This window comes from Thauera phenolivorans (assembly GCF_001696715.1).
GTDB lineage: Bacteria > Pseudomonadota > Gammaproteobacteria > Burkholderiales > Rhodocyclaceae > Thauera > Thauera phenolivorans.
This window is the reverse complement of the sequence record NZ_MBFM01000005.1, coordinates 440,128-453,178: the sequence shown is the minus strand read 5'-3', so window position 1 is coordinate 453,178 and position 13,051 is coordinate 440,128. Positions and strand designations below refer to the sequence as shown.

The window sequence follows — 13,051 nt, the reverse complement described above, 5'->3', positions numbered from 1 at the left end:
CCGGCAGACGTCCCGCAAGTGCCGCCCTCGGCGGAACGGAGGTGTGTCATGTCGATTCGGATCGCGGAACAGCAAGACCTGCGGCGCCGGGTGCATGTGATCGGCGCCGCTTCGGCGCTCGGCGCGCCCTACCCGACTCAGGCCGAGGCCCCCGCCGCGCTGCGCGACGCCGGCCTGGTCGCCCGCCTCGAGGCGCTGGGCATCCAGCTCGCGTCCTTCGAGACCGGCGCGGCGCGCAGCCTGCCGGCCCATGCCGACATGCAGGCGCGGCTCGCCGCCAGCGGCGAGTTCGCGCGCGCGCTCGCCGACCGCCTGGCCGGGCTCGCGGCCGACGCCTTCCCCCTCGTGCTCGGCGGCGACCATGCGATCGCCGTCGGCAGCTGGCGCGGGCTGGGACGGCGCAGCGGCCGGGCGCCCGGCCTGGTGTGGATCGACGCCCATCTCGACGCCCACACCCCCGACACCACCCATTCCGGCAACGTCCACGGCATGCCGCTCGCCGCGCTGCTCGGCGAGGGCGACCCGACGCTCGCCGCCATCGACGGCCCGCCGCTCGACCCGGCGCGCGTCTGCGTGCTCGGCGCGCGCGCCTGGGAGCCCGAGGAACGCCACCGCCTCGACCGCCTCGGCGTGCGCGTGATCGACATCCACGAGGTGCGCCAGCGCGGCCTGGCGGCCTGTTTCGCCGAGGCGGTGGACATCGCCGCGGGCGGGTCCGCCGGCTTCGGCCTCAGCCTCGACCTCGACGCGCTCGAGCCGCGCGCGCTGCCGGCGGTGAGCTGCCCCGAGGCGGGCGGCCTCGACCCCTGGCAACTCGCCGACGCGCTGCTCATGCTGCGCGCGCGAGAGGACTTCGTCGCCCTCGAGATCACCGAATACCGCCCCGATCTCGACCCCCACGGGCGCTGCGCGGCCTGGGTCGCGGAGTTCGCCGCCGCCGCGCTCGGCCCCGGCAGCGATGCGCTGCGCGCGGCCGAGGCGGCCTCGGGCGCGGCCAACTACGCGCCGCTGCCGGTGGTCTTCCACCGCGGCGAGGGCGTGTGGCTGTGGGACGTGGAGGGCCGGCGCTACCTCGACATGATGAGCGCCTACTCGGCGGTGAGCTTCGGCCACGCCAACCCGCGGCTGCTGCGCGCGCTCGAAGACCAGGCGCGCCGCCTCGCGCTGACCTCGCGTGCGTTTTCCAACGACCGCCTGCCGGTGATGCTCGAGCGTCTGTGCGCCACCTTCGGCTACGAGCGCGCGCTGCCGGTCAACACCGGCCTCGAGGCGGTGGAGACCGCGCTTAAGGCGGCGCGCAAGTGGGGCCACAAGATCAAGGGCATCGCCGAGGACCACGCCGGGATCATCGCCTGCGAGGGCAATTTCCACGGCCGCTCGATCGCGATCGTCGGCCTGTCCTCGAACGCGCAGTACCGCGACGGCTTCGGCCCCTTCCCGCCCGGCCTGCGCCGCATCCCCTTCGGCGACGCCGACGCGCTGGAAGCGGCGATCACGCCCGAGACCGCCGCCTTCCTGGTCGAGCCGATCCAGGGCGAGGGCGGGATCATCGTGCCGCCGGCGGGCTACCTCGCGCGCTGCGCCGAGCTCTGCCGTCGCCACGAGGTGCTGCTGATCGTCGACGAGGTGCAGACCGGGCTCGGCCGCACCGGCCGCCTGCTCGCGAGCGAGCACGAGGGCGTGCGCGGCGACGGCCTGATCCTGGGCAAGGCGCTCGGCGGTGGCCTGCTGCCGGTGTCGGCCTTCCTCGCCGACCGCCGGGTGATGGACGTGTTCCGCCCGGGCGACCACGGCTCGACCTTCGGCGGCAACCCGCTCGGCGCGGCGGTCGCCACCGAGGTGCTCGCCCTGCTCGCCGAGACCCGGCCCTGGGAGCGCGCCGCCCGCCTCGGCGAGCGCCTGGTCGCGCAGCTGCGCGCTGCCGCCCTGCCCTGCGTGCGCGAGGTGCGCGGCCGCGGCCTGCTGGTCGGGATCGTGCTCGACCCGGCGCGCGCGGACGCGGCCGAGCTCGCCGAACGCCTGCTGGACAGGGGCATCGCCACCCGCGACACCACCGGCAACGTGATCCGTCTGGCGCCGCCGCTGATCATCGACGAGGCCACGCTCGACGCGGGCGCGGCGACCGTCATCGACACCCTCGCCGGGTGCGGCCGCTGAAGCGCGGCCACCGCCGCCGGGGTCAGGCAAAAGCCTTCCCACCGGCGGCGCTTGCCGCAGCGCACAAACCACTGCGCATTCATACGTTTGCCACCCGCAATGGCTTCCCCGCAGGCACGCGATCGTTGCTAAACTCGCGCGCTTTTGTTCAATTCCTGCGCACCGGGGAATCCGCTCATGCTGCTCTGGCTCGTCATCGCCTACCTGATCTTCTCCATCGGCATCGGCCTGGCGGCCGCGACCCGGGTGCACAACACCCGTGACTACGTCACCGCCGGTCGCAATCTGCCGATGGTCGTGGTGCTGGCCATGGTGTTCGCCACCTGGTTCGGCGCGGAGACCGTGCTCGGCACCTCCGCGACCTTCCTCGAGGAAGGCTTCCGCGGGCTGATCTCCGACCCGCTCGGCGCCTCGGCGTGCCTGGTGCTGTTCGGCCTGATCTTCGCCCGCCCGCTGTACCGGATGAACCTGCTGACGCTCGGCGACTTCTTCCGCATGCGCTACAACCGCACGACCGAACTGGTGCTGTCGATCTGCATCGTGCTGTCCTACCTCGGCTGGGTGGCTGCGCAGATCACCGCGCTCGGACTGGTGTTCAACGTGCTGTCGATGGGCGCGATCGGGACCGCCCAGGGGATGCTGCTCGGCGCCTCGGTGGTGCTGCTGTACACCCTGTTCGGCGGCATGTGGTCGGTGGCGGTGACCACCTTCGTGCAGATGATCGTGATCGTGCTCGGCCTGGTCTACGTCACCTGGCTCGCCGGCGACATGGCGGGCGGCTTCGGGCCGGTGATCGCACGGGCCGCGGCCGAGGGCAAGTTCGAGTGGCTGCCCAGCCTCGACATGGTCGACATGATCGCCTGGATCGCCGCCTTCGCCACCATGGCGCTCGGCTCGATCCCGCAGCAGGACGTGTTCCAGCGAGTGAACTCGTCGAAGAACGAGACCGTCGCGGTGTGGGGTACCACGCTCGGCGGCGTCAGCTACTTCTTCTTCGCCGCGGTGCCGCTCTTTCTCGCCTACACCGCGAACATCATCGACCCGGCGATGGTCGAGCGCCTGATGGCGGACGACTCGCAGCTGATCCTGCCCACCCTGATCCTGCAGTACATGCCGTTCAGCGCCCAGGTGGTGTTCTTCGGCGCGCTGCTGTCGGTGATCATGAGCACCGCCTCGGGCACCCTGCTCGCACCCTCGGTGACCTTCTCCGAGAACGTCATGCGCGGTTTCTTCCCGGCGATGAACGACCGCCAGTTCCTGTGGAGCACCCGGGTCACGGTGGTGGTGTTCACCGTCCTCGTGACCTGGTACGCCACCAGCACCGAATCGAGCATCCACCAGATGGTGGAGAACGCCTACCGCGTGACCCTCGCCGGCGCCTTCGTGCCGCTCGCCGCGGGCCTGTTCTGGAAACGCGCCAACAACCTCGGCGCCGCGCTCGCGATCGTGCTCGGGCTGGCGACCTGGCTGCTGCTCGAGGCGACGGTGCCCGAGGGCGATATCGAGCCGCAGCTCTTCGGGCTCGCCGCCAGCGCGCTCGGGATGCTCGTCGGCGGCCTGCTCGGCGGCCAGCCGCACCATCGGCCGCACGCCGGCCATCACCACGCCGCGGCGGCGACCCACCACACGCCGCGCTGAAGCTGCCCGCCCGCTTTGATCAGGGTCAAAGCGGGCGCCAAAGGGCAGGCCTATGGTTGCGGGGCTTTGCATAGCCTCGGTTTCGCAACCCCATGACCTCATCCCCCCCCATCGAGCTGGTCTGTCCGGCCGGCAGCCTGCCCGCGCTGAAGACCGCGGTCGACCACGGCGCCGACTGCGTCTACCTCGGCTTCAAGGACGCGACCAACGCGCGCAATTTCAGCGGCCTGAACTTCGATCCGGCGCAGATGCGCGAGGGCGTGGCCTATGCGCATGGACGCGGGCGCAAGGTCCTGCTGGCGCTCAACACCTATCCCCAGGTCGCCCACTTCGGCGACTGGACCGCCGCGATCGACCGCGCCGCCGAGCTCGGCATCGACGCGGTGATCATGGCCGACCCCGGTCTCATGGCCTATGCGGCGAAGACCCACCCGCAGCTGCGCCTGCATCTGTCGGTGCAGGGCTCGGCGACGAGCTACGAGGCGATCAACTGGTATCACGAGCGCTTCGGCATCCAGCGCGCGGTGCTGCCGCGGGTGCTGGCGATGGCCCAGGTCGAGAGCGTGATCGCCAACACCCCGGTGGAGATCGAGGTGTTCGGCTTCGGCGGCCTGTGCGTGATGGTCGAGGGCCGCTGCGCGCTGTCGGCCTATGCCACCGGCGAGTCGCCCAACTGTAACGGCGCCTGCTCGCCGGGCAAGTACGTGCGCTGGGAGGACACCCCGCGCGGGATGGAGACCCGGCTCAACGGCATCCTCATCGACCGCTTCGCAGAGGGCGAGCGCGCCGGCTACCCGACGCTGTGCAAGGGCCGCTTCGAGGTCAACGACGAGACCTACTACGCGCTCGAGGAGCCGACCAGCCTCAACACGCTCGAGCTGCTCCCCGAGCTCGCCCGCATCGGCATCCGCGCGATCAAGATCGAGGGCCGCCAGCGCAGCCCCGCCTACGTCGCCCAGGTCACCCGGGTGTGGCGCGCCGCGCTCGACAGGCTCAAGTCCGGCGGCGCCGAGGCCTTCAGCGTCCAGCCCGCCTGGATGGCCGAGCTCAACAAGGTCTCCGAGGGCCAGAGCCACACCCTGGGCGCCTACTACCGGCCGTGGAAGTGAGCCGCCCCGCGCCGTCCGCCGCCGCCCGCACAACCCGCTTCGATGAGAACCGCCCGATGAAACTCGCCCTCGGCCCCCTGCTCTACTACTGGCCGCGTCAGAGCGTGCTCGAGTTCTACGCCGGCATCGCCGAGGGCGCCGCCGACAGCGTCTATCTCGGCGAGACCGTGTGTTCGCGCCGCCACGAGCTGCGCCTGGAGGACTGGCTCGAGGTCGCGGCGATGCTCGCCGAGGCCGGCAAGGAGGTGGTGCTGTCCTCCCAGGGCCTGATCGAGTCGGAGTCCGACCTCAAGACCCTGCGCCGCATCGTCGGCCAGGCGCGCTTCCGCGTCGAGGCCAACGACATGGGCGCGGTCCGCCTGCTGACGGAGCACGGCGTGCGCGACTGGGTCGCCGGCCCGACGCTGAACGTGTTCAATCCGGCCACCCTCGCCCTGCTGCAGGAAGGCGGCGCGACGCGCTGGGCGGTGGCACCGGAGATGTCGGGCGCCGCGCTCGCCGAGCTGCGCGCGCACGCGGCGACGCCGATCGAGACCGAGGTCTTCGCCTACGGCCGCCTGCCGCTCGCGCATTCGGCGCGCTGCTTCACCGCGCGCCACTTCAACCTGCAGAAGGACACCTGCGAGTTCCGCTGCCTGTCGATCATGGACGGCATCGCGCTGCGCACCCGCGAGGGCGAGCCCTTCCTGACCCTGAACGGGGTGCAGACGCAGTCGGCGCGGGTGCACAACCTGCTCGGCGACCTCGACGCGGTTCGCCCGCACGCCGAGCTGCTGCGCATCAGCCCGCAGGGTGCCCACACTGCCGAGATCCTCGCGCTGTTCCGCCGCGCGCTCGACGGCGCGCTCGCCCCCGCCGAGGCGCTCGCCGCCAGTCGGCCGCTGATGGTGGAAGATCCCTGCAACGGTTTCTGGCACGGCCGCGCCGGTGCCGAGCAGTACGTGGCCGCCGCCTGACCTCCCGCAATCGCCCGCCGGAACCCGCACCATGAGCCTTCCCGCCCTGCCCGCCTTCCCCTTTCCCGAGCTGCTGCCCGGGAGCCTGCGCCAGCGCCTCGTCCGCCGCCTCGAGCAGTTCGAGCTGCCGGCCTTCTCCGTGCCGCAGCCGCTCGCCCGCCTCGTCGCCCGCCTGCCGCAGCGCCCGCCGGCGCATGCGCTGAGCGTCGCGCTCAACCTCGCCCTCGGCCGCATCCTGCCGCGGGAATCGCTCGCGCCGCTGACCGACCGCCGGCTGCAGATGCGCGTCACCGACGCCGGCCTGTGCCTCGACTTCGGCCTCACCGCGAAGGGCTTCCGCCCGCTGCCGGCGAGCGGGGAGAAGCCCGACCTGGTGATCTCGGCGACGCTGCGCGACTACCTCGCGCTCGCCCTGCGCGAGGAGGATCCCGACACCCTGTTCTTCAGTCGGCGCCTGCGCATGGAGGGCGACACCGACCTCGGCCTGCTGGTCAAGAACACCCTCGACGCGGTCGACTGGGAGGCGCTGCGCGCCGAGCTGCTCAGCCTTCGGCTTCCCGGCCTGCGACGCGCGAGCGCGGAAACAGCAGATCGATGAAGCGCTCGGCGGTCGGCTGCGGCTCGTGGTTGGCGAGGCCGGGCCGTTCGTTGGCCTCGATGATCACGTAGTCCGGGCCGGCCACATCGGGCACCAGGAAGTCCAGCCCGGTCACCGGGATGTCGAGCACGCGCGCGGCCCTTTCCGCCGCCTCGCGCAGCGCCGGGTGGAGCTCGGCGGTGACGTCGTGGATCGTGCCGCCCGTATGCAGGTTGGCGGTGGCGCGCACCTGCAGGCGCTCGCCCGCGTCCGGCACGTCGTCGAGCCCGTGGCCCGCCATGCGCACGCAGCGCTCGGTCTCGGCGTCGAGCGGAATGCGTGATTCGCCGCCGGTGGCCGCCGCCCGGTGCCGGCTCTGCTTCTCGATCAGGGCGCGGATCGTGCTGCGGCCGTCGCCCACCACCTCCGCCGGCCGCCGGATCGCGGCGGCGACGACGCGGAAGTCGATCACCACGATGCGCAGGTCCTGCCCCGGGCAGAAGCGCTCGACGATGACCCGGTCGCAATACTGGCGCGCGCGCGCGATCGCCGCGTCGACTTCTTCTTCGGTGCGCAGGTCCACGCTGATGCCCTTGCCCTGCTCGCCCTCCACCGGCTTCACCACCACCGCGCCGTGGGTGCGCAGGAACCCGGCGCGCGTCGGCGCATCGGCGCCGGCGTCGATCTGCCGCGGCACCGACAGCCCGGCCTCGCCGAGCAGCTTGAGCGTCACCCGCTTGTCCTGGCAGCGGCTCATCGCGATCGCCGAGGTGAGCTCGCTCAGCGACTCGCGGCAGACGATGCTGCGCCCGCCCAGGGTGAGGCGGAAGTAGCCGTTCGCGGCGTCGATGACCTCGACCGCGATGCCGCGCCGGCCGGCCTCGTCGGTGATCAGGCGCGCATACGGATTGAGCCCCTCGAGGCGGCTGCCGTCGCCGGTGAACAGCGGCTCGTTGATCGCGTTGCGGCGCTTCACCGCGAACACCGCCACGCGCTGGAAGCCGAGCTTCTCGTAGAGCGCGATCGCGTGCGCGTTGTCGTGCAGCACCGAGACGTCCATCCACGCCCGGCCGCGCGCCTGGTAGTGCTCGGCGAGATAGCGCACCAGCGCCTCGCCCCCCCCGGGGTGCGCTGCCTGCGGCGCCACCGCGAGCGCCCATAGGCTGCTGCCGTGCTGGGCGTCGGCGAAGGCCTCGACGTGGTCCAGGCCCATCGCCACGCCGATGATCTCGCCGCTCTCCTTGTCCTCGGCGAGGGCGTAGGTGATCGTCCGGCTGGCGCGCGCCCGCCACACCCGCGCGGCGTCGACCGCCACCATGCCGCGCGCCCGGTAGAGCGCATTGATCGCCGCGACGTCGCTGCGGGTGCGCAGCCGCCGCAGCGCGAAACCGCGACGCAGCGGCGCCCCGGTCCGATAGCCGGCGAGCTGCAGGCGGAAGGCATCGGAAGGGTCGAGGAAGAGCTGCTGCGGCGCCTGCGCCACCACCACCTGCGGCTTCTCGACGTAGAAGGCGATGTCGCGCTGGCCGGCCGCCTCGCGCAGCAGCTCGTCGGCGAGCCGCGCCGGGTCGCGCCAGGTCTGCGCCGGCAGCAGCCGGCCCCAGCCGCACTCGACGATCACGTCGTCGGCCATGGCCTCGGCCGCGGGCGCGTGCGCCGGCACGTAGAGCGGCTGGTTCGCCTGCCGCCAGGCGCGCGCGAGCCGTCGGCGGCGCGGTGCCTTGCCCTCAGCCGACATGGGTCTGCAGCCACCATTCGAGCAGGCCGAGCTGCCACAGCTTGGAACCGCGCAGCGGGGTCAGGTGGGCCGAGGGGTCGGCGAGCAGTTGCGCGACGTAGTCCTCGCGGAACAGGCCACGCTCGCGCGCCGAACGGCTCGACAGCGCATCGCGCACCTGCTCGAGCACCGGCCCGCGCAGGTGCTTGAGCGCCGGCACCGGGAAGTAGCCCTTCGGGCGGTCGATCACCGCCGACGGGATCACCTTGCGCGCCGCCTCCTTGAGCACGCCCTTGCCGCCGTGGGCCAGCTTGTGGCGCGCGGGGATGCGCGCGGCGAGCTCGACCAGCTCGTGGTCGAGGAAGGGCACCCGCGCCTCCAGGCCGAAGGCCATGGTCATGTTGTCGACCCGCTTCACCGGGTCGTCCACCAGCATCACCGTGGTGTCCAGGCGCAGCGCCTTGTCCACCGGGTCGTCGGCGCCGGGTGCGGCGAAGCGCTCGGCGACCAGCGCCGCGCTGTGGTCCTCGGCGCCCTCCCCCTCGAGCCAGGCGGGGGCGACGGTGCGACGGTATTCCTCACGGTCGCGGTCGCGGAAGGCCGCAAGGTAGTCGGCGACCGGATCACGGCTGCCGTCCAGCTTGGGGTACCAGTGGTAACCGCCGAACACCTCGTCCGCACCCTGCCCGCTCTGCACCACGCGGCTGTGACGCGACACCGCTTCCGAAAGCAGGTAGAAGCCGATGCAGTCGTGGCTCACCATCGGCTCGCTCATCGCCGTCACCGCCTCGGGCAGGCGCTGCAGCAGCTGCGACTCGGGCACGAAGATGCGCTCGTGGCGGGTGCCGAAGTGGCGGGCGACGATCTCCGCGTACTCGAACTCGTTGCCCTTCTCGCCGCCGACGTCCTCGAAGCCGACGTTGTAGGTATGCAGGTCGGCCACCCCGGCCTCGTGCATGAGGCCGACGATCAGGCTGGAATCGACCCCGCCCGACAGCAACGCGCCCACGGGCACGTCGGCCACCAGTCGCCGGCGCACGGCGCCACGCAGGCCCTCGAGCAGGATCTCGGTCCACTCCTCGAAGCTGCGCGCCTCGTCCTGCGGATCGCGCGGATAGGCGAGCGACCAGAAGGCGCGCTCGCTGCGGCTGCCGTCGGCCTCGATTGTCATCAGGCTGCCGGGGGCGAGCTTGCGCACCCCGCGCAGGATCGTGTACGGCGCCGGTACCACGGCGTGGAAGGACAGATAGTGATTGAGTGCCACCGGGTCGACTGCGGTGTCGACATCGCCCGCGGCGAGCAGCGCCGGCAGCGCCGAGGCGAAGCGCAGCCCGCCCGGCAGCTCGCTGTAGTAGAGCGGCTTGATCCCGAGGCGGTCGCGACCGAGCAGCACGCGGCCGCTGTCGCGCTCCCAGATGGCGAAGGCGAACATGCCGTTGAGGCGGCGGACGAAGTCGGCGCCCCAGGCGTGATAGGCCTTCAGCAGCACCTCGGTGTCGCCGTGGGAATAGAAGCGGTAGCCGAGCCCTTCGAGCTCGCGGCGCAGCTCGGGATGGTTGTACACCGCGCCGTTGAAGACGATGCCGAGGCCGAGCTGGGGGTCGAACATCGGCTGCTGAGCGGCGTCGGAGAGGTCCATGATCTTCAGCCGGCGGTGGCCGTAGGCCTGTCCGCCCTGGGCGAAGGCGCCGCCGGCATCCGGCCCGCGCGCTACCTGGCGGGCGTTCATGCGTCCGAGCGCCGCAAGGTCGGGCTGGGTTCCGTCGAATCTGAGTTCACCGGCGATTCCGCACATGGGGTCTTCCTCTCGAATTCAGGCACCTCATTCTAGCAAACTGGTTTTGTGCAAAACTTGCCGGTACCCGGGCACGCCTGGGTTAAGCTCTTTCGCCGAGCCCCCGGACCGCCTGATAATGACATCGGAATTCACGCTGATCCACCGCCACTTCGATCGCGCCGCGCGCCACAGCACGCTCGCGGTGGGCGACGACGCCGCCCTGATGCAGCCGCGCGCGGGCATGCAGCTCGCGGTGTCGACCGACATGCTGGTGGCGGGCACCCACTTCTTCGCCGACGCCGACCCGCGCGCACTCGGCTGGAAGACGCTCGCGGTGAATGTCTCCGATCTCGCCGCGATGGGCGCCGAGCCGCGCTGGGCGCTGCTCGCGATCTCGCTGCCGGCGGCCGACGAGAACTGGATCGCGGCCTTCGCCGGCGGCCTGTTCGAGTGCGCCGGGCGTTACGGGGTGGACCTGGTGGGCGGCGACACCACGCGCGGGCCGCTGACGATGACGGTGACGATCATCGGCGAGCTGCCCGAAGGCGAGGCGATCACCCGCGCCGGCGGCCGCTCCGGCGATGACGTCTGGATCTCCGGCACCCCCGGCCTGGCCGCGCTCGGCCTCGCCGCGCTGAAAGGCGGGGCGAGCATCGCCGGCGAGGCGCGTGAACGCTGCCTCGCCGCCCTCCACCGTCCGCAGCCGCGGGTGGCGCTCGGGATCGGCCTGCGCGGCATCGCGAGCGCGATGATCGACGTCTCCGATGGCCTGCTCGGCGATCTCGGCCACATCCTCGAACGTTCCGGCGCGGGCGCCCGCCTCGAGCTCGCCGCGCTGCCGCTCGCGGCACTGCGCGAGGCCGGCGCCGACGAGGCGCTCGCCCGCCGCTGCCTGCTCGCCGGCGGCGACGACTACGAGCTGCTGTTCACCGCGCCGCCGCACGTGCGCGACGCGGTACTCGCCCTCGGCCAGCGCCTGCAGCTGCCGCTCCATCGCCTCGGCGCACTCGACGCGGAGCGCGGGGCGCTGCTGCTGTGCGAGGCCGACGGCCGCTGCCAGCCCGCCGCCCGGCGCGGCTACGACCACTTCGCGTGAACCGACCGATGCGCCCGACCGCCCGCCTCCTGCTCAGCCATCCCGCCCACTTCATCTCGCTCGGCTTCGGCGCCGGTCTTTCGCCCTGGGCGCCGGGCACGGCCGGCACCCTGCTCGCGTGGGCGCTCTACCCGCTGATCCGCACGCCGCTGTCGGAGTTCGTGTTCCTCGCCTTCCTCGCCAGCCTGTTCCTCGCTGGCGTCATCGCCGCCGACCGCACCGGACGCGCGCTCGGCGTCCCCGACCACGGCGCCATCGTGTGGGACGAGATGGTCGCGACCTGGCTGGTGCTGCTGTTCACCCCCGCCACCCTGGGCTGGCAGGCGGTCGCGGTGGCGCTGTTCCGCTTCTTCGACATCGTCAAGCCGCCACCGGTGCGGTGGGCCGACCGCGCGCTCAAGGGTGGCTTCGGCGTGATGATCGACGACCTCTTCGCGGCCGGCTACACGCTGCTCGCGCTGGCTGCCCTCGTTTATGTTTTTGGCATATCCTGATGAACCCTGAGCTCGCCCTGCTGTCGGAGCGCGTGGGTCGGGTGCTGGCCGCCCGCGGCTGGACGATGGCCAGCGCGGAGTCCTGCACGGGCGGCTGGATCGCGGAGGTGGTCACCGCCACCGCCGGCAGCTCGGCGTGGTTCGACCGCGGTTTCGTGACCTACTCGAATGCGGCCAAGCGGGAGATGCTGGACGTGGGCAGCGACACCCTCGTTCGCCATGGCGCGGTCAGCGAGCAGACCGTACGCGAGATGGCGGCCGGCGCGCTGACTCACAGCCAGGCCCAGGTCGCGGTCGCGGTGTCCGGCATCGCCGGGCCCGCTGGCGGCAGCGCCGACAAGCCGGTGGGCATGGTCTGCCTGGCGTGGGCGATCGTCGGTCAGCCGCTGCGCGCCGCGACCCGCCACTTCGACGGCGACCGTGAATCGGTGCGCCGCCAGACGGTGGAATGCGCACTCGGGGAGCTGGTCGCGCTGCTCGCCTGAGCCCCTCGTCGGGGAAGGATAACGACTGTAATTTTATCCAGGTTATGCGCTACACTGAGGGCGTCGGTCAGGGCGTGCATGCAAGCTCTGTGCCATAATCCAAAATCTTTGAGGAAGACACGATGGACGACAACAAGGCCAAGGCACTCGCCGCCGCGCTCTCGCAGATCGAGAAGCAGTTCGGCAAGGGTTCGATCATGCGCATGGGCGACGGCAGCATCGAACGCGACATCCAGACCGTATCCACCGGCTCGCTCGGACTCGACATCGCGCTCGGCCTGGGCGGCCTGCCGCGCGGCCGGGTGGTCGAGATCTACGGCCCGGAGTCGTCCGGCAAGACCACGCTGACCCTGCAGGTCATCGCCGAGATGCAGAAGCTCGGCGGCACCGCCGCCTTCATCGACGCCGAGCATGCGCTCGACGTCGGCTACGCCGAGAAGCTGGGCGTGAACATCGACGACCTGCTGATCTCGCAACCCGACACCGGCGAACAGGCGCTCGAGATCGCCGACATGCTGGTGCGTTCGGGCGGGGTGGACATCGTCGTCATCGACTCGGTCGCCGCGCTCACCCCGAAGGCGGAGATCGAGGGCGACATGGGCGACCAGCTGCCCGGCCTGCAGGCACGCCTGATGTCGCAGGCGCTGCGCAAGCTCACCGCCAACATCAAGCGCACCAACACCCTCGTCATCTTCATCAACCAGATCCGGATGAAGATCGGTGTCATGTTCGGCAGCCCCGAGACCACCACCGGCGGCAACGCGCTCAAGTTCTACGCCTCGGTGCGGATGGACATCCGCCGCACCGGCACGATCAAGAAGGGCGACGAGGTGGTCGGCTCCGAGACCCGCGTCAAGGTGGTCAAGAACAAGGTGTCGCCGCCGTTCAAGGAAGCCCACTTCGACATTCTCTACGGCGAGGGCATCTCGCGCGAGGGCGAGATCATCGACCTCGGCGTGGAGCACAAGATCCTCGACAAGTCGGGTTCGTGGTACGCCTACAACGGCGACAAGATCGGCCAGGGCAAGGACAACGTGCGCGAGTT

Annotated in this window: 11 protein-coding genes; 9 read left to right on the top strand and 2 right to left on the bottom strand. The window is 71.5% G+C overall.

Annotation, left to right across the window (positions count from 1 at the left end):
• The first annotated feature begins 48 nt into the window (after positions 1 to 48).
• The 5 genes from rocD (at position 49) to ubiT (ending at position 6,458) form a co-directional block, all read left to right on the top strand.
• A complete protein-coding gene (rocD, locus tag BB334_RS18835; protein WP_068809323.1) occupies positions 49 to 2,157 on the top strand; it encodes an ornithine--oxo-acid transaminase in 2,109 nt (702 codons plus the stop codon).
• 177 nt (positions 2,158 to 2,334) lie between these two features.
• On the top strand, positions 2,335 to 3,795 hold the full coding sequence (locus BB334_RS15155) for a sodium:solute symporter family protein (protein WP_068809322.1): 1,461 nt from the start codon (positions 2,335 to 2,337) through the stop codon (positions 3,793 to 3,795).
• A 92-nt stretch (positions 3,796 to 3,887) separates the two neighbouring features.
• Positions 3,888 to 4,904 carry a ubiquinone anaerobic biosynthesis protein UbiU gene (gene ubiU / locus BB334_RS15150; RefSeq protein WP_068809321.1) on the top strand — a complete coding sequence of 339 codons (1,017 nt, stop codon included), beginning with the start codon at positions 3,888 to 3,890 and terminating at the stop codon, positions 4,902 to 4,904.
• A 56-nt stretch (positions 4,905 to 4,960) separates the two neighbouring features.
• On the top strand, positions 4,961 to 5,860 hold the full coding sequence (locus BB334_RS15145) for a U32 family peptidase (RefSeq protein WP_068809320.1): 900 nt from the start codon (positions 4,961 to 4,963) through the stop codon (positions 5,858 to 5,860).
• 31 nt (positions 5,861 to 5,891) lie between these two features.
• Positions 5,892 to 6,458, top strand: a complete 567-nt coding sequence (ubiT, locus tag BB334_RS15140; protein ID WP_068809319.1) for a ubiquinone anaerobic biosynthesis accessory factor UbiT — start codon at positions 5,892 to 5,894, stop codon at positions 6,456 to 6,458.
• On the opposite strand, the gene ngg is transcribed toward ubiT, so the two are convergent.
• Positions 6,403 to 8,175, bottom strand: a complete 1,773-nt coding sequence (gene ngg, locus BB334_RS15135) for an N-acetylglutaminylglutamine synthetase (RefSeq protein WP_083200451.1) — start codon at positions 8,173 to 8,175, stop codon at positions 6,403 to 6,405. The two genes, ubiT and ngg, sit on opposite strands and share 56 nt — an antisense overlap.
• On the bottom strand, positions 8,165 to 9,949 hold the full coding sequence (locus BB334_RS15130) for an N-acetylglutaminylglutamine amidotransferase (RefSeq protein ID WP_068809318.1): 1,785 nt from the start codon (positions 9,947 to 9,949) through the stop codon (positions 8,165 to 8,167). Before BB334_RS15130 ends, ngg begins: the two co-directional genes overlap by 11 nt.
• A gap of 118 nt (positions 9,950 to 10,067) precedes the next feature.
• On the opposite strand from BB334_RS15130, the gene thiL reads away from it, so the two are divergent.
• From thiL to recA, 4 genes are all read left to right on the top strand, one after another.
• On the top strand, positions 10,068 to 11,027 hold the full coding sequence (thiL, locus tag BB334_RS15125) for a thiamine-phosphate kinase (protein WP_068809317.1): 960 nt from the start codon (positions 10,068 to 10,070) through the stop codon (positions 11,025 to 11,027).
• 8 nt (positions 11,028 to 11,035) lie between these two features.
• A complete protein-coding gene (locus BB334_RS15120) occupies positions 11,036 to 11,521 on the top strand; it encodes a phosphatidylglycerophosphatase A family protein (protein ID WP_068809316.1) in 486 nt (161 codons plus the stop codon).
• Positions 11,521 to 12,006, top strand: a complete 486-nt coding sequence (locus tag BB334_RS15115) for a CinA family protein (protein WP_408646460.1) — start codon at positions 11,521 to 11,523, stop codon at positions 12,004 to 12,006. The genes BB334_RS15120 and BB334_RS15115 overlap by 1 nt, the downstream gene beginning before the upstream one ends.
• A gap of 122 nt (positions 12,007 to 12,128) precedes the next feature.
• Positions 12,129 to 13,051: recombinase RecA (recA, locus tag BB334_RS17880; protein ID WP_068809483.1), on the top strand; the 923-nt coding region annotated here is incomplete at its 3' end.